The 25,027-nt window shown below is 60.2% G+C and carries 27 protein-coding genes; 22 read left to right on the top strand and 5 right to left on the bottom strand.

Annotation, left to right across the window (positions count from 1 at the left end; genetic code table 11):
* Window positions 1-130: 130 nt before the first annotated feature.
* Together AC07N4_RS14780 and AC07N4_RS14785 are read left to right on the top strand one after the other, a co-directional pair.
* Window positions 131-1,084, top strand: a complete 954-nt coding sequence (locus AC07N4_RS14780; protein ID WP_493066326.1) for an alpha/beta hydrolase — start codon at window positions 131-133, stop codon at window positions 1,082-1,084.
* A 97-nt stretch (window positions 1,085-1,181) separates the two neighbouring features.
* Complete coding sequence (locus tag AC07N4_RS14785; protein WP_096822947.1) at window positions 1,182-1,973, top strand: hypothetical protein; 792 nt, start codon at window positions 1,182-1,184, stop codon at window positions 1,971-1,973.
* 42 nt (window positions 1,974-2,015) lie between these two features.
* Here AC07N4_RS14785 and prmB read toward each other — a convergent pair whose 3' ends face one another.
* Window positions 2,016-2,924: a 50S ribosomal protein L3 N(5)-glutamine methyltransferase gene (gene prmB / locus AC07N4_RS14790; protein WP_096822946.1), complete on the bottom strand. Its 909-nt coding sequence runs from the start codon at window positions 2,922-2,924 to the stop codon at window positions 2,016-2,018.
* A gap of 239 nt (window positions 2,925-3,163) precedes the next feature.
* Here prmB and AC07N4_RS14795 point away from each other — a divergent pair, with 239 nt between their 5' ends.
* From AC07N4_RS14795 to AC07N4_RS14815, 5 genes are all read left to right on the top strand, one after another.
* Window positions 3,164-3,754 (top strand): cysteine hydrolase family protein, encoded by a 591-nt coding sequence (locus AC07N4_RS14795; protein WP_096822945.1) that lies wholly within the window; start codon window positions 3,164-3,166, stop codon window positions 3,752-3,754.
* A 131-nt stretch (window positions 3,755-3,885) separates the two neighbouring features.
* Window positions 3,886-4,206 carry a hypothetical protein gene (locus tag AC07N4_RS14800; RefSeq protein WP_096822944.1) on the top strand — a complete coding sequence of 107 codons (321 nt, stop codon included), beginning with the start codon at window positions 3,886-3,888 and terminating at the stop codon, window positions 4,204-4,206.
* A gap of 74 nt (window positions 4,207-4,280) precedes the next feature.
* Window positions 4,281-4,838 carry a Smr/MutS family protein gene (locus AC07N4_RS14805; RefSeq protein WP_085732349.1) on the top strand — a complete coding sequence of 186 codons (558 nt, stop codon included), beginning with the start codon at window positions 4,281-4,283 and terminating at the stop codon, window positions 4,836-4,838.
* A 77-nt stretch (window positions 4,839-4,915) separates the two neighbouring features.
* Window positions 4,916-5,461 carry a GTP cyclohydrolase I FolE gene (folE, locus tag AC07N4_RS14810; RefSeq protein WP_003204506.1) on the top strand — a complete coding sequence of 182 codons (546 nt, stop codon included), beginning with the start codon at window positions 4,916-4,918 and terminating at the stop codon, window positions 5,459-5,461.
* Between the two features lie 101 nt (window positions 5,462-5,562).
* Entirely contained in the window at window positions 5,563-5,934 is a 372-nt protein-coding gene (locus tag AC07N4_RS14815) for a glutathione S-transferase N-terminal domain-containing protein (protein WP_096822943.1), read from the top strand.
* A gap of 30 nt (window positions 5,935-5,964) precedes the next feature.
* On the opposite strand, the gene AC07N4_RS14820 is transcribed toward AC07N4_RS14815, so the two are convergent.
* Window positions 5,965-7,131 carry an aminotransferase-like domain-containing protein gene (locus AC07N4_RS14820; RefSeq protein ID WP_493066327.1) on the bottom strand — a complete coding sequence of 389 codons (1,167 nt, stop codon included), beginning with the start codon at window positions 7,129-7,131 and terminating at the stop codon, window positions 5,965-5,967.
* Window positions 7,132-7,213: 82 nt separating this feature from the next.
* Between AC07N4_RS14820 and AC07N4_RS14825 the strand changes: the two genes are divergently transcribed.
* The 4 genes from AC07N4_RS14825 (at window position 7,214) to AC07N4_RS14840 (ending at window position 11,725) form a co-directional block, all read left to right on the top strand.
* Entirely contained in the window at window positions 7,214-7,657 is a 444-nt protein-coding gene (locus AC07N4_RS14825; protein WP_273539017.1) for a MarR family transcriptional regulator, read from the top strand.
* A gap of 198 nt (window positions 7,658-7,855) precedes the next feature.
* The gene (locus tag AC07N4_RS14830; protein ID WP_085710637.1) at window positions 7,856-9,205 is read left to right on the top strand and encodes an NCS2 family permease; all 1,350 of its coding nucleotides are present in this window, start codon (window positions 7,856-7,858) and stop codon (window positions 9,203-9,205) included.
* Between the two features lie 87 nt (window positions 9,206-9,292).
* The gene (locus AC07N4_RS14835; RefSeq protein ID WP_096822940.1) at window positions 9,293-9,922 is read left to right on the top strand and encodes a LysE family translocator; all 630 of its coding nucleotides are present in this window, start codon (window positions 9,293-9,295) and stop codon (window positions 9,920-9,922) included.
* A gap of 261 nt (window positions 9,923-10,183) precedes the next feature.
* On the top strand, window positions 10,184-11,725 hold the full coding sequence (locus AC07N4_RS14840; protein WP_493066328.1) for a hypothetical protein: 1,542 nt from the start codon (window positions 10,184-10,186) through the stop codon (window positions 11,723-11,725).
* Between the two features lie 108 nt (window positions 11,726-11,833).
* Here AC07N4_RS14840 and uraH read toward each other — a convergent pair whose 3' ends face one another.
* Window positions 11,834-12,187: a hydroxyisourate hydrolase gene (gene uraH, locus AC07N4_RS14845; RefSeq protein WP_011333195.1), complete on the bottom strand. Its 354-nt coding sequence runs from the start codon at window positions 12,185-12,187 to the stop codon at window positions 11,834-11,836.
* Between the two features lie 420 nt (window positions 12,188-12,607).
* Between uraH and puuE the strand changes: the two genes are divergently transcribed.
* From puuE to AC07N4_RS14885, 8 genes are all read left to right on the top strand, one after another.
* Window positions 12,608-13,534 (top strand): allantoinase PuuE, encoded by a 927-nt coding sequence (gene puuE / locus AC07N4_RS14850; protein WP_007960032.1) that lies wholly within the window; start codon window positions 12,608-12,610, stop codon window positions 13,532-13,534.
* A complete protein-coding gene (gene uraD, locus AC07N4_RS14855) occupies window positions 13,531-14,046 on the top strand; it encodes a 2-oxo-4-hydroxy-4-carboxy-5-ureidoimidazoline decarboxylase (protein ID WP_493066329.1) in 516 nt (171 codons plus the stop codon). The genes puuE and uraD overlap by 4 nt, the downstream gene beginning before the upstream one ends.
* Before the next feature lie 87 nt (window positions 14,047-14,133).
* Complete coding sequence (gene alc, locus AC07N4_RS14860) at window positions 14,134-15,129, top strand: allantoicase (RefSeq protein ID WP_096822937.1); 996 nt, start codon at window positions 14,134-14,136, stop codon at window positions 15,127-15,129.
* A 151-nt stretch (window positions 15,130-15,280) separates the two neighbouring features.
* Complete coding sequence (locus AC07N4_RS14865; protein WP_007960046.1) at window positions 15,281-15,784, top strand: ureidoglycolate lyase; 504 nt, start codon at window positions 15,281-15,283, stop codon at window positions 15,782-15,784.
* Window positions 15,785-15,835: 51 nt separating this feature from the next.
* Window positions 15,836-17,149, top strand: a complete 1,314-nt coding sequence (locus AC07N4_RS14870; RefSeq protein ID WP_134825964.1) for a urate hydroxylase PuuD — start codon at window positions 15,836-15,838, stop codon at window positions 17,147-17,149.
* Between the two features lie 169 nt (window positions 17,150-17,318).
* Window positions 17,319-18,677, top strand: a complete 1,359-nt coding sequence (locus tag AC07N4_RS14875) for a nucleobase:cation symporter-2 family protein (RefSeq protein ID WP_085608811.1) — start codon at window positions 17,319-17,321, stop codon at window positions 18,675-18,677.
* A gap of 85 nt (window positions 18,678-18,762) precedes the next feature.
* Complete coding sequence (locus AC07N4_RS14880; protein ID WP_096822935.1) at window positions 18,763-19,548, top strand: outer membrane protein OmpK; 786 nt, start codon at window positions 18,763-18,765, stop codon at window positions 19,546-19,548.
* A 372-nt stretch (window positions 19,549-19,920) separates the two neighbouring features.
* Window positions 19,921-20,706 carry an outer membrane protein OmpK gene (locus AC07N4_RS14885; protein WP_096822934.1) on the top strand — a complete coding sequence of 262 codons (786 nt, stop codon included), beginning with the start codon at window positions 19,921-19,923 and terminating at the stop codon, window positions 20,704-20,706.
* A gap of 38 nt (window positions 20,707-20,744) precedes the next feature.
* Here AC07N4_RS14885 and AC07N4_RS14890 read toward each other — a convergent pair whose 3' ends face one another.
* Window positions 20,745-21,917, bottom strand: a complete 1,173-nt coding sequence (locus AC07N4_RS14890) for a patatin-like phospholipase family protein (RefSeq protein WP_102622512.1) — start codon at window positions 21,915-21,917, stop codon at window positions 20,745-20,747.
* 35 nt (window positions 21,918-21,952) lie between these two features.
* On the bottom strand, window positions 21,953-22,885 hold the full coding sequence (locus AC07N4_RS14895) for a lipid A biosynthesis lauroyl acyltransferase (RefSeq protein ID WP_096822932.1): 933 nt from the start codon (window positions 22,883-22,885) through the stop codon (window positions 21,953-21,955).
* A 117-nt stretch (window positions 22,886-23,002) separates the two neighbouring features.
* Between AC07N4_RS14895 and minC the strand changes: the two genes are divergently transcribed.
* The 3 genes from minC to minE all read left to right on the top strand — a co-directional run bounded on the left by minC (window position 23,003) and on the right by minE (window position 24,976).
* Window positions 23,003-23,740, top strand: a complete 738-nt coding sequence (minC, locus tag AC07N4_RS14900) for a septum site-determining protein MinC (RefSeq protein WP_096822970.1) — start codon at window positions 23,003-23,005, stop codon at window positions 23,738-23,740.
* Window positions 23,741-23,909: 169 nt separating this feature from the next.
* Complete coding sequence (gene minD, locus AC07N4_RS14905) at window positions 23,910-24,722, top strand: septum site-determining protein MinD (protein ID WP_096822931.1); 813 nt, start codon at window positions 23,910-23,912, stop codon at window positions 24,720-24,722.
* Entirely contained in the window at window positions 24,722-24,976 is a 255-nt protein-coding gene (gene minE, locus AC07N4_RS14910; RefSeq protein WP_003223146.1) for a cell division topological specificity factor MinE, read from the top strand. The genes minD and minE overlap by 1 nt, the downstream gene beginning before the upstream one ends.
* Window positions 24,977-25,027 lie beyond the last annotated feature (51 nt).

The following is a 25,027-nucleotide window of genomic DNA, read 5'->3' on the forward strand; positions in this document are numbered from 1 at the left end:
GCAGGACGCTCCGTGAAATCAAACCCAAATTCATGATGCGCGCCAGTATACGCAGGCTAACCGAGTAGTTCATCCTCGAACCTTGGCGGTGTTGGTGAGTCCAACCGGCACCTTTGCAAATGATGGCGTGATGATGCTGCGAGTTTTGATCTTGAGCCTTACCCTGTTTACTGGCTTTGTCCAGGCGACCGTCCTGCAACGCCCGGTGACTTTGGACACCGGCAGCGGCGAACTTTTCGGCTCGCTGTTGCTGCCAAAGTCTGACAATCCCGTGCCGGTTGTCCTCATTCTTTCTGGCTCGGGTCCTACGGATCGTGACGGAAACAACCCGGACGGCGGGCGCAACGACAGCCTCAAGCGACTGGCCTGGGTGCTGGCCAAGCACAATATCGCCAGCGTGCGCTTCGACAAACGCGGGGTGGCCGCGAGCCTGGCCGCGACACCGGATGAGCGCAATCTGTCGGTGGATGCCTACGTCGCGGACGCCGTGGCCTGGAGCCAGAAGCTCAAGGCTGATCCGCGTTTCGGCCCGTTGATCCTGCTGGGTCACAGCGAGGGCGCACTGATTGCCAGCCTGGCCGCACCGAAAGTCGACGCGGCCGCTGTCATTTCGCTGTCCGGCACCGCCCGGCCGATCGATCAGGTGTTGCGCCGGCAACTGGCCCGCAGTCTTCCGCCGCCACTGATGCAGCGCAGCAACGAGTTGCTCGACAGCCTCAAGGCCGGCCACACCGACGACAATGTCCCGGCGCCCTTGCAGCCAATATTTCGCCCTAGCGTGCAGCCGTATCTGATTTCGTTGTTCCGTCAGGATCCGTCCGCAGCCTTCGCCCATCTGAAAATGCCGGCCTTGATCGTTCAGGGCAGCAACGACATTCAGGTTCAAGTCGATGACGCCAACCTGCTCAAGGCGGCAAAACCCGACGCGACACTGGCGTTGATCGAAGGCATGAACCACGTGATGCGCATCGTGCCCAACGACGTGAAGCGGCAAATGGCCTCTTACAAGGACCCGAATTTGCCGCTGGCGGCGGAATTGGGGACACGCATCCTCGAATTTATTGACGGACTTCGCACCCGTTAAGCTCTTTTTGCCCTCTAGTCCTGTAGAAAACGGCCGATAAGCCTTTGTCGCCAGCGTACTGGCTGGCGGCAAGCAGCTTGGACAGGATCTCGCCGTTATGACTGATACCCAGACTTCACCCGACACCACCGCTGAAAAAGACGCACCGCCAGCGGTCGAGCTGCCATGGGCGGATGTCCACGTCGAGCACCACAAGATGCTCCGCCTGGCGCCGTTGCAGACCGATCGCAACACCGGCGGGCGGCCGTTGCGCTTTGTCGAATTCGGTTACGCCGAGCGCAACAGCAAAGAACACAGCCTGATGCGCATGTCGATCAAACTGCCGGCGCAGCGTGTGCGCAAAGAGCAGAACCAGCTCGACGTGTGGGTCGACCACAAGACCAAACGCGTGCACTTCGGTCCGGACAGCGGTCTGCAGATCGAACCGCTGAACCGTGGCATCGGCCGCTTCATGGCCGCCCAGGGCATCAACTGGGCGAAAAAGCGCTGGCCCACCTACACCGTCGACGGCATGGACTTGAACAACAAGGACGCGCTGAACGAAGACACGCGCCTGCGCCGCGATCACTTTCTGCGCGTGCATGGCTTTGATGTGGTTTACGCCGACGCCCAGCATTTGAAGGGCAGCGTCAAGGAAGTGCAGGTCGGTGACTTGCTGGGCGACTGGAACAGCGAAAAGCTGCAGATCGTCGAGATTCTCGAAGCTGCGCAGATGTTGCAGCAGGCCGAGCAGAACCTGGCCGAGCAGGAAGTGAAGCTGAAAAAGCAGGAAGACAAGGTCAGCAAGTTCAAGCGTGAAGACGCGGGTTTGCGCTTCACCATTACGTGTCTGGTGGCGTTTGCCGTGTTCCAGGCCGGCTTGCTGATCTGGATTGCCACACACCGCTAAGCCAATGATCGTTCCCACCAAGGTGGGAACGATCGGTTCAGGTCAGACGCGGGAAGCGAACAGCGCCTGATGATCGCGGCACTGTTCGGCGGTCAGCATGAACACGCCATGCCCGCCGCGCTGGAATTCCAGCCAGGCGAAATCGACTTCCGGGTACAGCGCTTCGACGTGTACCTGGCTGTTGCCCACCTCGACAATCAGCAAACCTTTCTCGGTCAGGTGATCCGCCGCTTCGGCGAGCATCCGGCGCACCAGGTTCAAACCGTCATCGCCGCAGGCCAGACCCAATTCCGGCTCGTGTTGATATTCGTCCGGCATGTCGGCGAAATCTTCCGCGTCGACGTAGGGCGGGTTCGACACGATCAGGTCGAAACGTTGACCCGGCAAACCCTCAAAACCATCGCCCTGCACAGTGAACACACGCTCATCGACGCCATGACGCTCGATGTTCTGGTTCGCCACTTCCAGCGCTTCGAACGACAGGTCCGCCAGCACCACTTCGGCGTTCTGGAATTCGTAGGCGCACGCGATGCCGATGCAGCCGGAGCCGGTGCACAGGTCGAGAATCCGCGCCGGCTCGTCGCCGATCCACGGTGCAAAACGGTTTTCGATCAACTCACCAATCGGCGAACGCGGGATCAGCACACGCTCATCGACGATGAACGACATGCCGCAGAACCACGCCTCGCCCAGCAGGTAAGCGGTCGGAATGCGTTCTTCGATGCGGCGCTTGAGCAGGCGTTGCAGGTTGACCAGTTCGTCGTCTTCCAGCGCGCAGTCCAGATAGCTGTCGGCGATTTCCCATGGCAGGTGCAAAGCGCCGAGCACAAGCTGCCGGGCTTCGTCCCAGGCATTGTCGGTGCCATGGCCGAAAAACAGATCCTCCCCATGGAAGCGGCTGACGGCCCAACGGATGTGGTCGCGCAGGGTACGAAGTCGGGAAGTGATCACGGGGCAGAACTCCAGAAAAAACGACTGGCGATTCTACCAGCCAAAACGCGCCACGACGACGCAGGAAAAATCCCGGGGCAACGGTAGGAGTGTTCCGAATTCTTTATCAGCTATTGAACAGAACGTGTAACTTGACGAGGCTGCAGGCCAGTAACGACGGTGCCTACGATGGTAGCGATTCACAGAACCGCTCAGCCAGAGGACAATGTCGCAAAAGCCCCACCCCAAGGAGCCCCAGAATGTCCGTTCCAAAAACGATGTTTCAACTCAGCGGTCGCGGTTACGCAGCGGCCACGTTGAGCCATGCCACCGTGGTCATCATCGATGCCCAGAAAGAGTACCTCAGCGGCCCGCTGGCCCTGAGCGGCATGGACGCGGCTGTCGCGAACATCAAACAACTGGTTGCCGCCGCCCGCGCAGCCGGCCGTCCGATCGTGCACGTACGCCACCTCGGCACCGTCGGCGGTCTGTTCGACCCGCAAGGCGAACGCGGCGAATTCATCCCCGGCCTGGAACCCCTGGGCGATGAAACCATTATCGGCAAACTGCTGCCGAGCGCTTTCCACGGCACCGAACTCTACGATCGTCTGCAAACCATCGGTTCGCTGGACCTGATCGTCTGCGGTTTCATGAGCCACTCCAGCGTCAGCACCACCGTGCGCGCAGCGAAGAACCTGGGTTTCCGTTGCACCCTGGTCGAAGACGCCTGCGCGACCCGTGACCTGCCGTTCAAGGGTCGCGTGCTCAGTGCCGAACAGGTTCAGGAGGCGGAAATGGCGATCATGGCCGACAACTTCGCCACCCTCGCGCTGACCCAGGATCTGATCTGATCGAGCGTAAATGAGCGGCTCAGCCCGCCGCTCATCTGCAAAGACCTCGCATTTGCTTCAATTACCCTAGCCTCAGGAACAACCCGGTCAACTCCCGGTCGAAGGGCCGATACCCATTGAGGAAGGTCGGAATGAAGTTATCCGATGGATTTGACGCACGCCGCTTGCGGCCCAAAGGCCAAAGCAACTGGCGTTTTCGTTTCGGCGCAGCGATCGCCGCCATTCTGGCGACGTTCGGCGTGCTGCTGGCTCTGGCCGGGGCCGCCAGCCTGCTGGGGCACCCACCGGCACTCGGCGACTTGAACGCAACCCCGATGGGCTCGGCGATCATTCTCGCCGTCGGCCTGTTGTTCCTGTATTTCGGCGTGGCCCTGTGGCGTCGTTGCCGGCGTCGCGCACGGCAATCGCGGGAACTGAACATGTCCCCGCACCTGATGAAAAAACACGACTGAATCGACGGCCTGGCTTTTTGCCGGGCCGTTTTGTGTCTGTTTGGGTAAACTGGCCGCCCTTCGCGGAGGCTGATATGCAAGACGACGATTTTTCCCTGTTCAAAAGTGCGATCCAAGGCGTCAAGCCGATCAAGCACGACCGCGCCGACACCGGCAAACCCAAGGCTGACCGTGCACAGATCGCCAAGCTGCGCCAGTCCGCGACCATCCGTACCGAAACCACCACTGTTGACGGTCTGTCCGATCAGTTCGTGATCGACGTCGGGCCCGAAGACGAGCTGATGTGGGCCCGCGACGGGGTGCAGGAAAGCCAGATGCGCAAGCTCAAGGTCGGGCAGATCCCGTTCGAAGGCAGCCTCGACCTGCACGGCATGAGCGTCGAAAAGGCCCGAGAAACCCTTTGGGCGTTTCTTGCCGAAGCGACCAAATTCGAAATCCGCTGCGTGCGTGTCACCCATGGCAAGGCTGTGCGACTGGACGGCAAGCGGCCGATGATCAAGAGCCACGTCAACACCTGGCTGCGTCAGCATGCGCAAGTGCTCGGTTTCTGCTCGTGCCAGGCGAAACACGGCGGTGCCGGCGCGGTTTACGTGATGCTCAAACGCACCATGATGGAAGGCCGCGACGAATAATCCCGTCACACCGAACTTGCAGGGTCGTGTCCGCCACCGTACCCTTGCCCTTTGCGAAAATCCCCACAGGTAGTTTCATGTCCCTGGAACAGAATTACACCGCGATTCTCGGCCAACTGGGCGAGGACGTGTCCCGCGAGGGCCTGCTCGACACGCCAAAGCGTGCCGCCAAAGCCATGCAGTACCTCTGCCGCGGTTATGAACAGACGCTCGAAGAGGTCACCAACGGTGCCCTGTTCAGCTCCGACAACAGCGAAATGGTGCTGGTCAAGGACATCGAGCTCTACTCGTTGTGCGAACACCACCTGCTGCCGTTCATCGGCAAGGCCCACGTCGCGTATATCCCGAGCGGCAAAGTGCTGGGCCTGTCGAAGGTCGCGCGGATCGTCGACATGTACGCCCGCCGCCTGCAGATCCAGGAAAACCTCAGCCGCCAGATCGCCGATGCGGTCCAGCAGGTCACCGGCGCGCTGGGCGTGGCCGTGGTGATCGAGGCCAAGCACATGTGCATGATGATGCGCGGTGTGGAGAAGCAGAATTCGTCGATGATCACCTCGGTGATGCTCGGTGAGTTCCGCGAAAACGCGGCGACCCGCAGCGAGTTTCTCAGCCTGATCAAGTAATTCGTGACACAAAAAAACCGGCGTTGATCGCCGGTTTTTTTCGCCCGTGAAAAATCGGGTAAGCTGCGCGCCTTCTTCAATGTCCCTGTGAGGCTTGTAACGTGTTCGTCAAAGCGCTTCGTGTCGGCCTCGGCCAACTGATCATCTTCGTTGATTTCCTGACCCGCCCGGGCAAGAAACAGCGCCCCGCCGCTGCCCAGGCTCAGGTGGATACCGCCGCGAAAGACCTGACCCTGTATCAGTTCCACGCCTGCCCGTTCTGCGTGAAGACCCGCCGCAGCCTGCGTCGCCTGAATGTGCCGGTAGCCCTGAAGGATGCGAAGAACAACGAGCAGGATCGCCAGACCCTGCTGGAACAGGGTGGCAAGATCAAGGTGCCGTGCCTGCGCATCGAAGAGAACGGTCAGACCACCTGGATGTATGAGTCCAATACCATCATCGAATATCTGAACAAGCGGTTCGCCGCCGTCTGAATAAAAAAACCGGCCTGATGGCCGGTTTTTTTATGCCGCCTGTGCGGCCTGCGCCTGGCGCACCACCGCTGCCAGACGTTTGAGGCCTTCGTCCAGCCGGGTGGGGTCGATGTGACTGAAGTTCAGGCGCAGATGACCGTGGTTGCGATCCGGGTCGGGGAAAAACGGCTCGCCCGGCATGAACGCCACATCGTTGGCCAGCGCGGTGTTCAGCAATGTACGTGTGTCCAGCGGCTGCTTCAGCGTCAGCCAGAAAAACAGCCCGCCCTGGGGTGTATTCCAGTCAGCCAGATCGGCGAAGTGAGTTTCCAGCGCTGATTGAAAAGCATCGCGACGCTGACGGTAGAAGCCGCGCAATTCACTCAAGTGCTGTTGATATTTCTCGCTGCCGATCCACTGCAACGCCTGCCACTGACCGATGCGGTTGGTGTGCAGATCCGCCGATTGTTTGAGTTTGAGCAGGTGCGGAAACAGATCGGGGCTGGCGATCAGGTAGCCGACGCGCAGACCCGGCAACAGGGTTTTCGACACAGTGCCGGTGTAGATCCAGCTGGATTTCTTCAAACGACCGGCAATCGGTTGGGCGCTGCCGCCGTCGAAGGTCAGTTCGCGGTAAGGCTCGTCTTCGATCAGGGTTACGCCGAATTCGTCGAGCAGTGCTGCGACGGCCTCGCGCTTGGTTTCGCTGTAGCGCACGGCGGACGGGTTCTGGAAGGTCGGAATCAAATAGATGAACGCTGGGCGATGCTGCTCCAGGCGCTGGCGCAGTTGTGCCAGATTTGGTCCATCGGCCTCCAGCGGCACGGTCAGGCAATCGGCGCCGAACAGCTGGAAGATCTGCAAGGCCGCCAGATAGGTCGGCGCTTCGAGCAGGATTTCGGTGCCCTTGTCGATGTACAGCTTGGCCGCCAGATCGAGGGTTTGCTGGGAACCGCTGACCACCAACACCTGACTCGCCTCACACGGCAACCCCAGCGCCCTCGCCTCTGCCGCCAGGGCTTCGCGCAACGCGGGCTCGCCTTCGCTCATGCCGTACTGGCCGAGAGACAGCGGCATGTCGGCCCATTCGACCTTCGGCAGCATGGCTTCAGCAGGCAAACCGCCCGCGAAGGACATGACTTCCGGGCGCTGAGCTGCGGCCAGGATTTCACGGATCAGAGAACTTTTGAGACGCGAGACACGTTCGGAAAAAGCCATGGAAGTCACCGCTAGCGAGGCATGAGAAAAATGAGTCAAACTTGTTGACTGAAATTACGACAACCTCAGCGGAAACGTCAATATGATTGACCTTAAAAACTGCGCCAGCCAACAACAAGCCATGGAAGCGTTCTTCTTCGGTTACCAGGCGTTCACCGCCAAGGCTGACGAAATGCTTGAGCGTCGCGGCCTGTCCCGCGTGCATCAACGCATCGTGTTTTTCATCGCCCGCTACCCGAACCTGAGCGTCAAGGAGTTGCTCGCGCTGCTCGGTGTGAGCAAACAGGCACTGAACATGCCGTTGCGTCAGTTGCAGGAAATGCACCTGGTGGACAGCGTGGCGTCCGAAGAAGACAAACGTAAACGGCTTCTGACGTTGACCGTCGAAGGCGCGAAATTTGAACAGGCATTGCGCCGCGAGCAGGTGAAATTGCTGGAGCGAGTGTTTGCCGAAGCGGGCGAAACGGCAGTCAACGGCTGGCTGGCGGTGAATCTGGCGCTGGGGAAAAACCGCGCCGCCGAGTGATATAGCCCGATCCTCAAAACTTTCGTCGACAAAACCAAAAACATTATTTGCTTTATTTGTATACAAAAGCATAATCCACAGCGTGCGAGTTCCTGACCGCATGGTCAACAAATTCGCGTATGCCTCAAAGGGCCGCTGCCACCCCCTCATAGGGTCCGGCCCTGGAAATAACAATAAAACTCTTGAGGAGTACTCGCTGTGGAAAGCCGCAAATCCGAAGCATCGACGCTGGAACTCTCGCCGCCGTTACGCAATGGCCTGCTTGAGCGCCTCTTTAAACTCAGCTTGCATGGCACCACGGTGAAGACCGAGCTGATCGCCGGTCTGACAACCTTCATCACCATGGCCTACATCATTTTCGTCAACCCGAACATCATGGCCGATGCCGGGATCGATCACGGTGCGGCTTTCGTCGCCACCTGCATCGCCGCCGCGCTGGGCTGCCTGCTGATGGGTTTGTACGCCAACTGGCCGGTGGGCCTGGCGCCGGGCATGGGCCTCAACGCATTCTTCACCTACACCGTGGTCGGCACCATGGGCTACAACTGGGAAACCGCGCTGGGTGCGGTGTTCGTCTCGGGTGTGCTGTTCATGATCCTGACCTTTTCGCGGATTCGCGAATGGCTGCTCAACAGCATTCCGGTCAGCCTGCGCTTTGCGATGGGTGCCGGTGTGGGTCTGTTTCTCGGACTGATCGGCCTGAAGACCGCCGGTATTGTCGTCGACAGCCCGGCCACGCTGATCAAGCTTGGCTCGCTGCGTGAACCCGGCCCGCTGCTCGCCGCCATCTGCTTCCTGATGATCGCGATCCTCAGCTACCACAAAGTGTTCGGTGCAATTCTCATCAGCATCATCACCGTGACCCTGGCCGGCTGGGGCATCGGTCTGGTGCACTACGAGGGCATCATGTCCGCCCCGCCAAGCCTGGCGCCGACCTTCATGGCCATGAACGTCGCCGGCGTGTTCAACGTCAGCATGATCAGCGTCGTGCTCGCCTTCCTTTTCGTGCACATGTTCGACACCGCCGGCACCCTGATGGGCGTTGCCCAGCGCGCCAATCTGGTAGGCGCTGACGGCCGCATCGAAAACCTCTCCCGCGCCATGAAAGCCGACTCCGCCTCCAGCGTATTCGGTGCAGTCGTCGGCGTTCCGCCGGTCACCAGCTATGTGGAAAGTGCCGCCGGTGTAGCGGCTGGTGGTCGGACTGGTCTTACCGCAGTCACCGTCGGTGTGCTATTTATAGCCGCGATGTTCTTTGCACCGCTGGCCGGCATGATTCCCGCCTACGCCACCGCTGGCGCGCTGATTTATGTAGCGATGCTGATGATGGGCGGCATGGCGCACATCGAATGGGACGAAGCGACCGACAGTATTCCGGCCATCGTCACCGCGATCATGATGCCGTTGACCTTCTCGGTCGCCGACGGTATCGCGCTGGGCTTCATTACCTATGTCGCGCTGAAGGCCGGCACCGGTAAATACAAAGAGATCTCCGTCAGCCTGTGGGTGCTCTGCGCGATCTTCATCGCCAAGTTCATCTTCTTGTAAGCGTCACGCGGTTCGAGCGTCAAAACAGCCTCACCCTTGCGGGTGGGGCTTTTGCACATTCTTGATAACGATAAAAAGGAGAAAGTGATGAGTCTGGAAACCTGGCTGCTGTTCAGCGGCGCCGCGCTGGTGGTGATCCTGATTCCGGGGCCGCTGTCATTGCTGATGATCAGCAACAGTCTGAATTACGGTTTGCGCCGTTCATACCCGGCATTTCTCGGTGGCGTATTCGCCTCGATCTGCCTGCTCAGTGCCTCGGCGCTGGGGCTGGGTGCCCTGCTGCTGGCGTCCGAAAAACTGTTCAGCGCCCTGAAAATCATCGGCGCGATCTACCTGTTCTACCTCGCCTGGCAGAGCTGGCAGCAATCGCGTCAGCCATCGACCGGCGCCGAGGTTCCGCAAGCGGCACCGGTTCCGAAATTCCGCGCATTGTTCAGCCGGGCCTTCGTGCTGGGCGCGAGCAATCCGAAAGACATCTTGTTCTTTGCCGCGTTTCTGCCGCAGTTCCTCAGTGCGCAACAACCGTTCCTCCCACAACTGCTGGTGATGATCGCCACCTGGACGGTGCTCGATCTGCTGTGCAAGTTGACCTACGGGCTCGGTGCCCATGGTGCAGCGCGCTACCTGCGCAGCGGCAAGGGTCAGAGCTGGTTCAACCGGATCAGCGCCGGTCTGTTTGGCGGCGCAGGTGCCGCATCGCTGCTGAGCGGTCACTGAAATATCGCATCCTGACTGCCCAGATTTGCAACTGACTGCCGCCCTCGAATCGCCATGCGAGGGTGGCAGACGCTTCGCTCCCCCCCCCCCCGCCTCTTCTGATGAACGATTGCCCGATCGGGTCCATCTGTCTTCGCTATACATATGTACCACCCGTCAAAACCCCGGCTTGACGATCATTTCTGTGCATCGTGCGCCTCATCTGGCGCACGGAGGCGGTGCCCTCCAGATAATCGATTGCCTGACAGAGCCAAACAATCAATGAGCCCCAAACGCCCCACCCGACCGAAAACAGATACGCCGGATACCACGCCTGTCGTACGGGACACCCCGCCGGACACTCCAACACCACCGCGCCTGATGCCCGACACCTTGATCGATCCGACCTTGACCCACCCGGCCTGGCAGTTGCCTGCGCCACCTGTGACCCGCCGGCAGATGATCGAAATCTACGACCTCCCTGCCGAGACGCACGTCCGGGACAGCACCGTACAAAGGCCGATCGGCAGTTATTTTCTCGCACCTGGGCTGGTCAACCGACTGCCGCCTCCCGACCTGCTGAACGGCATTCGTTCAGCGGGCCGCCATGCCTATGTCGATCTTGTCGAGGGCGGAACGGTGCAGATCGGACCGGATGCACAGAATGGAATGAGAGCCAGGCTTTCGAACGAGCTCCTCGCGTCCGGTCCGTTGCTGGAACGGGTTGAGGGGACGCTGGTGTGGCGTCCGGTCCTGACGGGAAATGCGCCGGACGCCGGCACCTCGCAATTGTTCATTTCACGCCACCGAGTGCCGGATGATGAACCGTCCGCCGTACCGTCAAAACGCCCACGCCTTGAGGAGACGCCGTGGAACGGTTGGAGCATCGACCCGCAACACGCCACCCCGGGCGACATCCGCGTCGACGGGATTCAGTACAAAGTCATTCCACGCGGCAACGCGAACGATCCGATCGTCTACATCAAGAACCCGAATCATCTGATCTACGACTTCGACCTGCTGGACCGCACACTCAGACTGGACCCGCAGCAACAGCCGCGAGGCGCCATTCAGGTTCCACCGGCCCAGCACTGGCAAATTGATCCGACGTTACCGTTCGAACGCCCGTTGACGAATTACGTCAGCCAATACTTTCCGGAGTTATCGGCGACCTCACTGGAGAACATCGCCTTCCATCAGTTTGTACTGGCGAATGGCGCCAACATCGCCACCGGCTCGGGACTGACCCTGCTGCGACAAACCTTCAACGACTGGAAAACCGGAAATTCCCATCCACGCCCGCAACTGGCTGACCCACTGCTGATGCTGCCGATTCTGCCGACGTCGGGTGGTGGAGCGATCCGCGTCATCGAACTGCCGACACCGACACCGGGTGGCCCGTTGCAGCGACTGGATTTCGATCCGGCGCTGTTTCGCCAGGAATGGCTGTATTCGACCAACACTCAATCGGCGGTGGATCTCAAACGTTTCATGGCGACGCTGCTGACCCGTAACGGCTACGCCGTGTTCGATCCCAGCCCGTCCAACTCTTTTCCGGCGCTGGTGTTCAAACGCACCGGGCATGACTACGTGTTTTTCATCAGCCTGCATCGCATCCGGGGTCGCAAGATCAACCAGACCCTGAATGTCGATCAGAACAGCGCCAGCCTGCGCCTGCACATTCAGGTGGGTGCAGCGGCGGCAGCGGCGGTTATTGCAGCACACGCCACCCACAAAGTCGTCTGGCTCAGGGGCGGCCCGCAGACGCTGGCGAACGCTGACGACACGGTGTTTATCGTGCGCGACGGACACGCGCGGCTGTGATCGCAGGTTGCTGAATGGCCGACGAAAAAAAGCCCGCAGTGTGAGCGGGCGAAAGACCAAAGAAGCTATATGCGCAGTCGCTTCCCGGTAGGGGCAGCTGCTTGGGGGTCAGCTGCCCCGATAGGTGGAATAGCTGTAAGGCGAGATCAGCAACGGTACGTGGTAATGATCCTGTTCGGCAGAGATGCCGAACCGCAGCACCACCACGTCCAGAAATGCCGGCTCCGGCAACTGGACGCCGCGGGCGCGGTAGTAATCGCCAGCGTGGAACTGAACCTGATAGACACCGGTACGGTAGTCATCGCCTTGCAGCAGCGGCGCATCGACCCGGCCGTCGCTGTTGGTAAGCGCACTGGCGACCAATTCCAGGTGCGAACCTTCAACACGGTACAGCTCGACCTTGATCGAGCTGCCCGGGCAACCGTGTGCAGCGTCCAAAACGTGTGTTGTCAAACGTCCCATTGATTCTGCGCGCCTGCCTGCGTGGAGCAGTCAGACTTCGCGCCTCCCGAAGTCAGTTGAAAAGGAGACCGCACCGTTTCGGAGCACGAAAAGCTGCGGCGAGCGATTGATTAAGACACTTTTCAAAAAAATTGTACACAATAAAAACGACATTTTTCCTCTTACCCCCGCCATCCTCCGATTTCCCGGTGATCTGCCCTTGCACCATGCATTCATTGAACCCCCAGTCCATTAGCTGACTGGTCAGGCAGGTTTCTTGCAGGCTCACGCCATTAGCAGTAAAAGATGACAGCCGGTGAAAAATGCGAAAATTCAGGCTTACAAATTGAGAATAAAGTTGTATACAATCAGCCCATCGCTGTGACGCCAGCCTGTGCAGGCCGTTACACAACCTGTCAACGAATAAGAAGGAAGACTGCAGTGAGCGCTGACTACCCACGCGACCTGATCGGTTACGGCAGTAACCCTCCTCACCCACACTGGCCGGGCAATGCCCGGATCGCCCTGTCCTTCGTACTCAATTACGAAGAAGGCGGCGAGCGCAACATTCTGCACGGCGACAAAGAATCGGAAGCCTTCCTCTCGGAAATGGTCGCGGCCCAGCCTCTGCAAGGCGCGCGCAACATGAGCATGGAATCGCTTTACGAGTATGGCAGCCGTGCCGGCGTCTGGCGGATCCTGAAACTGTTCAAGGAATTCGACATTCCGCTGACCATCTTCGCCGTGGCCATGGCCGCCCAGCGCCACCCGGACGTGATCCGCGCGATGGTCGAGGCCGGCCACGAGATCTGCAGCCACGGCTACCGCTGGATCGACTACCAGTACATGGACGAGGCGCAGGAACGCGAGCACATGCTCGAAGCGATCCGCATCCTCACCGAACTCACCGGCGAGCGCCCACTAGGCTGGTACACCGGTCGCACCGGCCCGAACACCCGTCGTCTGGTGATGGAAGAAGGCGGTTTCCTCTACGACTGCGACACCTACGACGACGACCTGCCCTACTGGGAACCGAACAACCCGACCGGCAAGCCGCACCTGGTGATCCCGTACACCCTGGACACCAACGACATGCGCTTCACCCAGGTCCAGGGTTTCAACAAGGGCGACGATTTCTTCGAATACCTCAAAGACGCGTTCGATGTGCTGTACGCCGAAGGCGCCGAAGCACCGAAGATGCTGTCGATCGGCCTGCACTGCCGTCTGGTGGGCCGTCCGGCGCGTCTGGCTTCGCTCAAGCGTTTTATCGAATACGCCAAAAGTCATGAACAGGTGTGGTTCAGCCGTCGCGTCGACATCGCGCGTCACTGGCACGAAACCCACCCGTACCAAGGGGCTGCCAAATGAGCACCTTTCAAAGCCTGAAACCGTCGACCCTGAGCCGCGACGCCTTCGTCAACGCCTTCGCCGACATCTACGAACATTCGCCATGGGTGGCCGAGAAGGCCTTCGACCTGGGTCAGGACGCGTCGATCGACCAGATCGAAACCCTGCACCAGCGCATGAGCGACATCCTGTTGAGCGCCGATCACGCCAGTCAACTGGCACTGATCAACGCTCACCCGGACCTGGCCGGCAAAGCTGCCGTCCAGGGCCAGTTGACCGAAGCCAGCACCAATGAACAGGCTGGCGCCGGTATTCACCAATGCACGGCCGAAGAGTTTTCTCGCTTCACCGAGCTGAACGACGCCTACAAGGCCAAGTTCAAGTTTCCCTTCATCATGGCGGTAAAAGGCAGCAACCGGCATCAGATCCTCGCGGCGTTCGAAACGCGCATTCACAACCCGGTCGACACCGAGTTCAAATGCGCGCTGGCGGAGATCAACAAGATCGCCCTGTTCCGTTTACTGACTCTTTAGCGAGCATGGCCCGAGCGTGTCAGACGCGGAGAACGCCCAGGGCCTCGCAAGCATCCCAAGCCACTTATTTAAAGGCAGACAAGAAGAATGAAAGCTTACGCCGTACCTTTCGAGAAGTTCGTCAACCTGGCCGATGCCCGTCTGGGCACCAAAATCATCTCGGTCACCGATGACTGGTTCGCAGACGCCAATCGTCTGTTTCAGCCGACCCCGGCCGTGTGGAAGGAGGGCGTGTTCGATGACAACGGCAAGTGGATGGACGGCTGGGAATCGCGCCGCAAGCGCTTCGAAGGCTACGACAGCGCGGTAATCCGCCTGGGCGTACCGGGTTCGATCAAAGGCGTGGACATCGACACTTCATTCTTCACCGGCAACTTCCCGCCATCGGCCTCTCTGGAAGCGTGCTTCCTGGCCTCGGGCGAGCCGGACGAAAACACCCAGTGGACTGAAGTGCTGTCGGCCGTCGAGCTGCAGGGCAACAGCCACCACTACCACGAAATCAGCAACGACAAGGCGTTCAGCCACCTGCGCTTCAACATCTACCCGGACGGCGGTGTTGCCCGTCTGCGCGTGTACGGTGTTCCGCATCGCGACTGGTCGGCAGTCGGTGACAACGAGCAAGTCGACCTGGCAGCAGCCCTCAACGGTGGCCGCGCCCTCGCCTGCTCCGACGAACACTTCGGCCGCATGAGCAACATCCTCAACCCGGGCCGTGGCATCAACATGGGCGACGGCTGGGAAACCGCGCGTCGTCGTACCCCGGGCAATGACTGGGTGATCGTCGCGCTGGGCCACCCGGGCGAGATCGAGAAAATCATCGTCGACACCCTGCACTTCAAGGGCAACTACCCGGACACCTGCTCGATCCAGGGCGCGTTCGTCAAGGGCGGCACCGACAGCCAGATCGAAACCCAGTCGCTGTTCTGGCGCGAACTGCTGCCGAGCCAGAAGCTGGAAATGCACGCCGAACACACCTTCGTCGAGCAAATCAAGGCACTGGGCCCGATCACCCACATCCGTCTGAACGTGTTCCCGGACGGTGGTGTGAGCCGCCTGCGCGTACTGGGCAAGGTCGCGAAGTAACACCCGATCGTTCCCACGTCGAGGCGTCGAACCGTCTGCGTGGGAATGCATACCGTGACGCTCCGCGTCACAGTGGACGCGGAGCGTCCATGGCAGCGTTCCCACGCAGAGCGTGGGAACGATCAATTTTCAAGAGATTAAGAAGAACAGCATGCGCACACTGACGATTGAACCGCTGACCAAAGAAGCCTTCGCCCCTTTCGGTGACGTGATCGAAACCGACGGCAGCGATCACTTCATGATCAACAACGGTTCGACCATGCGCTTCCACAAACTGGCGACGGTCGAAACCGCGACGCCTGAGGACAACGCGATCATCAGCATCTTCCGCGCCGACGCGCAGGACATGCCGCTGACCGTCAGCATGCTGGAACGCCATCCGCTGGGCAGCCAGGCTTTCATTCCGCTGCTCGGCAACCCCTTTCTGATCGTGGTCGCGCCACTTGGCGATGAACCTGTATCAGGCTTGGTCCGCGCCTTCGTCACCAACGGCAGGCAGGGCATCAATTACCATCGCGGCGTCTGGCACCATCCGGTGCTGACGATCGAAAAGCGGGATGACTTCCTGGTGGTTGATCGCAGTGGCACAGGCAATAACTGCGATGAGCATTTTTTCAAAGAGGATGAGCGTTTGATCCTCGCCCCCCACCAATAAGAGAAGGTCTGATCACTCGACAACAAGAGTGACAGGCGAGAGGTAAAGACTGTGGAAGCACATCTGTTGGAATGGCTGAACCTGAGCGTGCGCTGGGTTCACATGATCACTGGCGTGGCCTGGATCGGCGCGTCGTTCTACTTCGTCTGGCTGGAGAACAACCTCAACCGCGTCAACCCGAAAACCGGTCTTGCCGGTGATCTGTGGGCGATCCACGGCGGCGGTATCTATCACCTGGAAAAATACAAACTGGCCCCTCCGTCGATGCCGGAGAACCTGCACTGGTTCAAATGGGAAGCCTATTTCACCTGGATGTCGGGGATCGCGCTGCTGTGCGTGGTGTTCTACTCCAACCCCGTGCTCTACCTCGTGGCACCCGGCAGCGGCCTGACCGGCCCTGAAGGCGTGGCCATCGGCATCGGTTCGCTGATCGCCGGCTGGTTCATCTACGACTTCCTCTGCGATTCGCCCCTCGGCAAGAAACCTGCCCTGCTCGGCTTCATCCTGTTCGTGCTGATCATCGGCGCGGCGTATGGCTTCAGCAAGGTGTTCAGCGGTCGTGGTGCGTACCTGCACGTCGGCGCGATCATCGGCACCATCATGGTCGGCAACGTGTTCCGCATCATCATGCCGGCGCAACGCGCACTGGTGGCTGCGATCGCCGAGAACCGCACGCCGGATCCGGCCCTGCCGGCCAAAGGCCTGCTGCGTTCGCGTCACAACAACTACTTCACCCTGCCGGTGCTGTTCATCATGATCAGCAACCACTTCCCGAGCACTTACGGCAGCCAGTACAACTGGTTGATCCTGGCCGGGATCGCAGTGTTGGCGGTGTTGGTGCGTCACTACTTCAACACCCGTCACGACAGCCACAAGTTTGCCTGGACTCTGCCAGTGGCAGCGGTAGGCATGATCACCCTGGCTTACGTCACCGGCCCTGCGCCGATGCCGACCGCGCCGGAAGTGGCCAAGGCACCTGCGAAAATCGAGTACCAGCCGCTGCCGGAAACGGCCCTGGGTGGTGGCGCGAAACCGGCTGAAGCGGCACAACCGGCCGCACCTGCTGCACCGGCCGCCGCTCCGGCTCAGGCGTCCAACGCCGGCCCTGCGTTCGACAAGGTGCACAACGTGATCCAGGAACGCTGCGCGGTCTGCCATTCGGCCAAACCTACCAGCCCGCTGTTCAGCGCGGCACCGGCCGGTGTGATGTTCGACACCCCCGAGCAGATCCGCCAGAACGCGGCGCGGATCCAGGCGCAAGCCATCACCACGCAGATCATGCCACTGGGCAACATCACGCAGATGACCCAGCAGGAACGTGACCTGATCGGTGCATGGATCGCCCAGGGAGCCCAGACCAACTAAGCCGTAAAAACCTCGCGCGCAGGCTCGCGCCCACACGGATCATCCGGATCCTGTGGGCGCTGGCTTGCCTGCGATTGGCCGCATAAGCGGTCTGCCTGATGCAAAGAGGACAGCGGCAAGCAACCCGGCCGCTGTTCATCACAAGAATAAAAAAGATCCGAGGTGTTGCATGTCCGAGCTGTCCAAAGCGCGCATCCCCGACGCACCCGCCATTCAGCGTTTGCCCCTTTTGCAACTGATCCTCGTCGGTTTGCAACATGTTCTGCTGATGTACGGCGGCGCCATCGCGGTACCGCTGATCATCGGACAGGCCGCTGGCCTGAGTCGTGAAGAAATCGCCTTCCTGATCAACGCCGACCTGCTGGTCGCCGGCATCGCCACCATCGTGCAGTCCTTAGGGATCGGCCCGATGGGCATTCGCATGCCGGTGATGATGGGCGCCAGTTTCGCCGCCGTCGGCAGCATGGTCGCCATGGCCGGCATGCCCGGCATCGGTCTGCAGGGGATCTTCGGCGCCACCATCGCCGCCGGGTTCTTCGGCATGATCATCGCGCCGTTCATGTCCAAGGTCGTACGCTTCTTCCCTCCTCTCGTGACCGGCACGGTCATCACCTCGATCGGTTTATCGTTGTTCCCCGTGGCCGTGAACTGGGCCGGCGGCGGTGCTGGCGCCGCTCAATTCGGTTCACCGATTTACCTGGCCATCGCCGCACTGGTGCTGGCCACCATTCTGTTGATCCACCGCTTCATGCGCGGTTTCTGGGTCAACATCTCCGTGCTGATCGGCATGTGCCTGGGCTACGTGCTCTGCGGCGCTATCGGCATGGTCGATCTGAGCGGCATGGCCAATGCGCCATGGGTTCAATTCGTCACCCCGCTGCATTTCGGCATGCCGAAGTTCGAACTGGCGCCGATCCTGTCGATGTGTCTGGTGGTGGTGATCATCTTCGTCGAGTCCACCGGGATGTTCCTGGCGCTGGGCAAGATCACCGGCCAGGAAGTCTGCCCACGCATGCTGCGTCGCGGCTTGCTGTGTGATGCCGGCGCATCGTTCGTTGCCGGTTTCTTCAACACCTTCACCCACTCCTCCTTCGCGCAGAACATCGGCCTGGTGCAGATGACCGGCGTGCGCTGCCGCTCGGTGACCATCGTCGCTGGCGGCTTGCTGATCGTCCTCAGCCTTCTGCCGAAAGCCGCGTTCCTGGTGGCGTCGATTCCACCGGCGGTACTCGGTGGCGCAGCGATTGCGATGTTCGGCATGGTGGCAGCTACCGGTATCAAGATCCTGCAAGAGGCCGACATCGGCGACCGGCGCAATCAGTTGCTGGTAGCGGTAAGCATCGGCATGGGCCTGATCCCGGTGGTGCGCCCGGAATTCTTCGCCCACTTGCCATTGTGGATGAGTCCGATCACCCACAGCGGGATCGCCATGGCCACCCTCAGCGCGCTGACGCTGAACCTGTTGTTCAACATCCTGGGCGGCGCCGAACGCGCGGCCATCAACGACTGTCACGCACACCCGCACTGATCCGAAGAGTAAAAGAGGGGCTCGCCAACGCCAGCCCCCTCGCGACAGCTTTGCCTCAAACAATAAAAACAAGAGGGAGCAACAGATGATCCGGACTCAAACCAACGTGTTGTTGAGCGGCGGCCTGCTGGCCGCATCACAGGCCATGGCCGGCGATTTATTGCTGTGGCAGACCAACAGCCTGAGCTATCTGTACGGCAAGAACTTCGCGATCAACCCGTCGATCCAGCAGACGGTGACGTTCGAGCACGCCGACAAGTGGAAGTACGGCGACAACTTCCTGTTCGTCGACAAGATCTTCTACAACGGCCAGGAAGACCGCAACAAAGGCCCGCACACCTTCTACGGCGAATTCACCCCGCGCTTCTCGTTCGGCAAGATCTTCGACCGCAAGCTCGAGTTCGGGCCGATCAAGGACGTGCTGCTGGCGATGACCTACGAGTATGGCGAAGGCGAGAGCGAGGCCTATCTGATCGGCCCAGGTTTCGACCTGAAGGTACCGGGCTTCAACTACGTCACCCTGAACATCTTCCGCCGCCAGACCGAAGGCCCGCGCCCCGGTGATGGCGTCTGGCAGATCACCCCGGGCTGGTCCTACAGCATTCCCGTGGGAAATTCCGACGTGCTGATCGATGGCTACCTCGACTGGGTCGTCGACAACGACGAAAACTCGCGCGGCACCTATCACGCCAACCTGCACATCAATCCGCAGATCAAATACGACCTGGGCAAAGCCCTCGGCTGGAGCCAGAAGCAGCTGTATGTCGGCACCGAATACAGCTACTGGAAGAACAAATACGGGGTCGAAAGCAGCCACAACCTCGACACCAATCAGAACACCGCCAGCCTGCTGGTGAAGGTGCACTTCTAAGATGACCCGCAACCGTGCCCCCTACCTGTCGTCGGTGCTCTGTTGCGGGGCACTTGAGACCTGGCCGTTGAGTCAGTATTCTCCGCGGCCTTCTGAATTCGGTCTAAAAAAAAGCCCGGATTTAATTCCTGACCAACGGGCCAACTTATCCCGGCCCCGGTCAGTACCGAGGCATCCCGAAAACACGCTCAGTCGACTGTTTTTCAGCAGCCGACGGGCGTTTTTTTGCTTTTCGAAAAGCCTTGGCTCAGCTCTTGCTAACAGCATGAAAGCTGACCGGATGGATGATTTTTGCAGCAACGAAAAAAGGCGCCACACCAGAGCGCCGACTCAAAAAAATAAACGTGGAACACCTACTTTGGGAGCAACCGAATGAAACGTATGAGCACCAGCCTGATGCTTGCGGGAACCATGCTGGCCGGGGGTCAGGCCATGGCCGACGGCCTGCTGCAATGGCAGAACAACAGCTTGACCTACCTTTACGGCAAGGACTTCAAGGTCAACCCGGCCATCCAGCAGACGGTCACCTTCGAGCACGCCGATGCATGGAAGTATGGGGACAACTTCCTGTTCATCGACAAGATCTTCTACAACGGCAAGCCAGACGGCGGCGTCGGCAACAACACCTATTACGGTGAATTCAGCCCACGCCTGTCGCTCGGCAAGATCCTCGACCAGAAGATCGAATTCGGACCGATCAAAGACGTGCTGCTGGCGATGACTTACGAGTTCGGTGAAGGCGACGTCGAGTCTTACCTGATCGGTCCAGGCTTCGACCTGGCGATTCCGGGCTTCGATTACTTCCAGCTGAACTTCTACCAGCGTCACACCGAAGGTTCGCGTCCGGGTGACAACGTCTGGCAGATCACCCCAGTCTGGTCCTACACCATTCCGGTCGGCAATTCGAACGTGCTGATCGACGGCTACATGGACTGGGTGGTCGACAACGACGTCAACAGCAAAGGCGAATACCATGCCAACCTGCACTTCAACCCACAGGTCAAATACGACCTGGGCAAGGCGCTGAATTTCGGCGAGAAGCAGTTGTACGTCGGTGTTGAATACGACTACTGGAAAGACAAGTACGGGATCGATGACACCCGTGCCTTCACCACCAATCAGAACGTGACCAGCTTCCTGGTGAAGTTCCACTTCTGATAGTGCTGCGGATGGCGCCCGCCAGGGCGCCATCTGTTTCAGGCCGGAACCACCGCCTCGCCGATTCCGAGAAACCGGCACAGCTCATCGCGCTTTGCCAGTGCATCGCGCCGCCCCAGGTCGATCAATTCACTGCAATACCCCGCCTCGAACAACAAGTAACTCAACACCCCTGCCCCGCTCGTTTTGGTCGCCCCCGGACCACGTAAAAACAGCCGCAACGCCGCCGGCAATTCCTGACGATGCCGCGCCGCGATTTCATCGATTGGCTGACTCGGCGAGATCACCAGCACTTCCACTGGCGCCACACCCAAGGCACGCGTTGGCGTTCCGTCGGGCATCAGGTGGCTGAACTGGTTCAGACGCTGAAGCAGCTCGATATCGCTTTCCAGGCTGTCAATGAACGTACTGTTGAGCATGTGCCCGCCGATCTGCGCCAGCGTCGGCTGTTGACCGGTGTAAGTGCGCTCCAGCGGTTGTGCCGGGTCGAACCCGCGCGGGTTACCGCTGACGCCCACCACCAGCACCCGGCTCGCCCCGAGGTGCAAGGCCGGACTGATCGGTGCCGATTGCCGCACCGCGCCATCGCCGAAAAATTCCTCGCCGATTTTCACCGGCGCGAACAACAGCGGGATCGCTGAACTCGCGAGCAGATGCTCCACGGTCAATTGCGTCGGTACGCCAATGCGTCGATGGCGCAGCCAGGCATCGATGCTACCGCCGCCCTGATAGAAGGTCACCGCTTGCCCCGACTCGTAGCCGAATGCAGTCACCGCCACCGCATGCAACTGCTTGCGGGCGATGGATTCGGCGATGCCGGGCATGTGCAGTTTTTCATTGAGCAGATGGCGCAACGGCGAGCTGTTGAGCAGCGCCACCGGCAATTGCCGGCCCATGCCCAGCAGGCTGTGGCTGACGAAACGGCTGGCCTGGCGGATCACCCCTGGCCAGTCGCTGCGCAACACGCGATGGCTGCGAAAGCCTTGCCAGAACAGGGTCAGGCGTTCGATGGCGGCGCGAAAGTCCGTGGCGCCGCTGGCGAGGCTGACCGCGTTGATCGCCCCGGCCGAGGTGCCGACGATCACCGGAAACGGATTGTCCGCGCCCAGCGGCAGCAGTTCGGCAATCGCCGCCAGCACCCCCACCTGATACGCCGCCCGAGCCCCGCCGCCGGAAAGAATCAAACCTGTGACCGGTTCAGCTGGGCTCATCGCAACGCTCCGTGGTGCTTATGGGATTGGGTGGATCAACGACGTTTGGCGTACAGCTTCGGCTCGCCCGGCGGACGGCTCTTGAAGCGACGATGCGCCCACAGGTACTGCTCGGGGCAATCGCGCAACACGCCTTCGACCCACTGGTTGATACGGATGCAGTCGGCTTCTTCAGTCTCGCCCGGGAAACCTTCCAGCGGCGGATGGATCACCAGACGATAGCCGCTACCGTCGGCCAGACGCTCCTGAGTGAACGGCACCACCAGTGCCTTGCCCAACCGGGCGAACTTGCTGGTGGCCGTCACGGTCGCGGCCTGAATGCCGAACAACGGCACGAAGATGCTTTGCTTGGCGCCGTAATCCTGATCCGGTGCGTACCAGATCGCGCGCCCGGAACGCAGCAGCTTGAGCATCCCGCGCACGTCGTCACGCTCCACCGCCAGCGAATCAAGATTGTGCCGCTCGCGGCCCTGACGCTGGATAAAGTCGAACAATGGGTTCTTGTGCTCGCGGTACATGCCGTCGATGGTGTGCTGCTGGCCGAGCAGCGCCGCGCCGATTTCCAGGGTGGTGAAATGCACCGCCATCAGAATCACGCCCTTGCCTTCGCGCTGGGCCTGTTGCAGGTGCTCCAGGCCTTCGACGTGAGCCAGTTTCGCCAGTCGCTGACGCGACCACCACCAGCTCATCGCCATTTCAAAGAAGGCGATGCCGGTGGAGGCAAAGTTTTCCTTGAGCAGGCGTTTGCGCTCGGCAGCGGATTTTTCCGGGAAACACAGTTCCAGATTGCGCTTGGCGATGCGCCGCCGGTCGCCGGCGAAGCGATACATCAAGGCACCGAGAAAGCGACCGATGGCCAGCAATGCCGGATACGGCAGCTGCACGATCAGCCACAACAGCCCCAGGCCGCACCAGAGCGGCCAGAAGCGTGGAGCAAGAAATGCTTTTCGAAAACGCGGGCGATCCATTAAAGCTTCCGTAAATACAGTGGCCGCGCATTCTACATCGTTCGACCCGGCTTGCGGCTGGCGGGCGTTCTCGTTATAAGTCTCGGCACTTTTAGTGACAAGCCGTTGTATGCCGACATGAGCCAAACCGAATCGCCAGACCAAGATCCCGTGTTCCAGCTGAAGGGCAGCATGCTCGCCATTACGGTGCTGGAACTGTCCCGCAACGACCTGGACAGCCTCGATCGGCAATTGGCCGCCAAAGTCGCCCAGGCACCGAATTTCTTCAGCAACGCGCCGCTGGTTCTGGCGCTGGACAAGTTGCCGCCGAGCGAAGGCGCCGTCGACCTGCCGGGCCTGATGCGCGTGTGCCGCCAGCACGGTCTGCGCACCCTGGCGATCCGCGCCAGCCGCATCGAAGACATCGCCGCCGCCATCGCCATCGACATTCCGGTACTGCCGCCGTCCGGCGCCCGCGAGCGACCGCTGGAAACCGCTGAACCCGTCGCACCGAAGAAGCCGGAAAAACCGCCTGAGCCGACCGTCAAACAGACCCGCGTCATCACCACGCCAGTACGTGGTGGCCAACAGATCTACGCCCAGGGTGGCGATCTGGTGGTGGTTTCCTCGGTCAGCCCGGGGGCGGAACTTCTCGCCGATGGCAACATCCATGTATACGGCCCGATGCGCGGTCGTGCGCTGGCCGGGGTCAAGGGCGACACCAAGGCGCGGATTTTCTGTCAGCAATTGAGCGCTGAACTGATCTCCATCGCAGGCCATTACAAGGTTTCCGAAGACCTGCGTCGCGATCCGATGTGGGGTTCGGGTGTACAGGTCAGCCTATCGGGCGACGTGTTGAACATCATTCGGCTTTAACGGATACTGCCGCATTTTCCAAGCATCTCTAAAACGTAGCGAAAACGGCTCAAACGAAGTAGGAAAAAGGCCAAAAGCCAAATTCCAGCCAAGGCTGTCCGACTGCAGTAGTTTTCAAGAGATGTTTTTCAGGGGCTGAACAGTCCTTCTTCCTTAGGGGTGAAACACCTTGGCCAAGATTCTCGTGGTTACATCCGGCAAGGGTGGTGTGGGTAAGACCACCACCAGCGCCGCTATCGGTACCGGCCTCGCTCTGCGCGGCCACAAAACAGTGATCGTCGACTTCGACGTGGGCTTGCGTAACCTTGACCTGATCATGGGTTGCGAGCGCCGCGTGGTGTATGACTTCGTCAACGTCGTGAACGGCGAAGCCAACCTGCAACAGGCCCTGATCAAAGACAAGCGCCTGGAAAACCTCTATGTGCTGGCCGCCAGCCAGACCCGCGACAAAGACGCGCTGACCGTCGAAGGCGTGGAAAAAGTCCTGATGGAGCTCAAGGAACAATTCGAGTTCGTGGTCTGCGACTCCCCGGCAGGCATCGAGAAAGGCGCCCACCTGGCCATGTACTTCGCTGACGAAGCGATCGTCGTGACCAACCCGGAAGTCTCCTCGGTACGTGACTCGGACCGCATGCTCGGCCTGCTGGCCAGCAAGTCCCGTCGCGCCGAACGTGGCGAAGACCCGATCAAGGAACACCTGCTGATCACCCGCTACCACCCGGAGCGCGTTGAAAAGGGCGAAATGCTCGGCGTCGAAGACGTCAAGGAAATCCTCTCGGTGACCCTGCTGGGCGTGATCCCGGAATCCCAGGCGGTGCTCAAGGCTTCCAACCAGGGCGTCCCGGTCATCCTCGACGACCAGAGCGATGCCGGCCAGGCCTACAGCGACACCGTCGACCGCCTGCTGGGCAAAGACAAAGCACACCGGTTCCTCGATGTCGAGAAGAAGGGATTCTTCGAGCGCCTGTTTGGAGGTAGGTAATGAACCTTTTTGACTTCTTTCGTGCCAACAAAAAGCCAAGCACTGCCTCGGTAGCGAAAGAGCGTCTACAGATCATCGTGGCGCATGAGCGCGGCCAGCGCAGCACGCCGGATTACCTGCCAGCCTTGCAGAAGGAACTGGTGGACGTGATCCGCAAGTACGTCAATATCGGCAACGACGACGTACATGTTGCACTGGAGAGCCAGGGCAGTTGCTCGATTCTGGAACTCAACATCACCCTGCCAGATCGCTGAGTCGATCCGGCAGGAACGACGGCGGCTCAGGGCCCTTCCGACACCGGAGGG

This window comes from Pseudomonas sp. GW821-FHT09E04, from assembly GCF_059416185.1.

Excerpts from the sequence above, each read along its gene's own strand:
- AC07N4_RS14780 (WP_493066326.1), top strand. The coding sequence starts at position 131 with ATGATGCTGCGAGTTTTGATCTTGAGCCTTACCCTGTTTACTGGCTTT.
- AC07N4_RS14785 (WP_096822947.1), top strand. The coding sequence starts at position 1,182 with ATGACTGATACCCAGACTTCACCCGACACCACCGCTGAAAAAGACGCA.
- AC07N4_RS14795 (WP_096822945.1), top strand. The coding sequence starts at position 3,164 with ATGTCCGTTCCAAAAACGATGTTTCAACTCAGCGGTCGCGGTTACGCA.
- AC07N4_RS14800 (WP_096822944.1), top strand. The coding sequence starts at position 3,886 with ATGAAGTTATCCGATGGATTTGACGCACGCCGCTTGCGGCCCAAAGGC.
- AC07N4_RS14805 (WP_085732349.1), top strand. The coding sequence starts at position 4,281 with ATGCAAGACGACGATTTTTCCCTGTTCAAAAGTGCGATCCAAGGCGTC.
- folE (WP_003204506.1), top strand. The coding sequence starts at position 4,916 with ATGTCCCTGGAACAGAATTACACCGCGATTCTCGGCCAACTGGGCGAG.
- AC07N4_RS14820 (WP_493066327.1), bottom strand. The coding sequence starts at position 7,131 with ATGGCTTTTTCCGAACGTGTCTCGCGTCTCAAAAGTTCTCTGATCCGT.
- AC07N4_RS14825 (WP_273539017.1), top strand. The coding sequence starts at position 7,214 with ATGATTGACCTTAAAAACTGCGCCAGCCAACAACAAGCCATGGAAGCG.
- AC07N4_RS14835 (WP_096822940.1), top strand. The coding sequence starts at position 9,293 with ATGAGTCTGGAAACCTGGCTGCTGTTCAGCGGCGCCGCGCTGGTGGTG.
- AC07N4_RS14840 (WP_493066328.1), top strand. The coding sequence starts at position 10,184 with ATGAGCCCCAAACGCCCCACCCGACCGAAAACAGATACGCCGGATACC.
- uraH (WP_011333195.1), bottom strand. The coding sequence starts at position 12,187 with ATGGGACGTTTGACAACACACGTTTTGGACGCTGCACACGGTTGCCCG.
- uraD (WP_493066329.1), top strand. The coding sequence starts at position 13,531 with ATGAGCACCTTTCAAAGCCTGAAACCGTCGACCCTGAGCCGCGACGCC.
- alc (WP_096822937.1), top strand. The coding sequence starts at position 14,134 with ATGAAAGCTTACGCCGTACCTTTCGAGAAGTTCGTCAACCTGGCCGAT.
- AC07N4_RS14865 (WP_007960046.1), top strand. The coding sequence starts at position 15,281 with ATGCGCACACTGACGATTGAACCGCTGACCAAAGAAGCCTTCGCCCCT.
- AC07N4_RS14875 (WP_085608811.1), top strand. The coding sequence starts at position 17,319 with ATGTCCGAGCTGTCCAAAGCGCGCATCCCCGACGCACCCGCCATTCAG.
- AC07N4_RS14880 (WP_096822935.1), top strand. The coding sequence starts at position 18,763 with ATGATCCGGACTCAAACCAACGTGTTGTTGAGCGGCGGCCTGCTGGCC.
- AC07N4_RS14885 (WP_096822934.1), top strand. The coding sequence starts at position 19,921 with ATGAAACGTATGAGCACCAGCCTGATGCTTGCGGGAACCATGCTGGCC.
- AC07N4_RS14890 (WP_102622512.1), bottom strand. The coding sequence starts at position 21,917 with ATGAGCCCAGCTGAACCGGTCACAGGTTTGATTCTTTCCGGCGGCGGG.
- AC07N4_RS14895 (WP_096822932.1), bottom strand. The coding sequence starts at position 22,885 with ATGGATCGCCCGCGTTTTCGAAAAGCATTTCTTGCTCCACGCTTCTGG.
- minC (WP_096822970.1), top strand. The coding sequence starts at position 23,003 with ATGAGCCAAACCGAATCGCCAGACCAAGATCCCGTGTTCCAGCTGAAG.
- minE (WP_003223146.1), top strand. The coding sequence starts at position 24,722 with ATGAACCTTTTTGACTTCTTTCGTGCCAACAAAAAGCCAAGCACTGCC.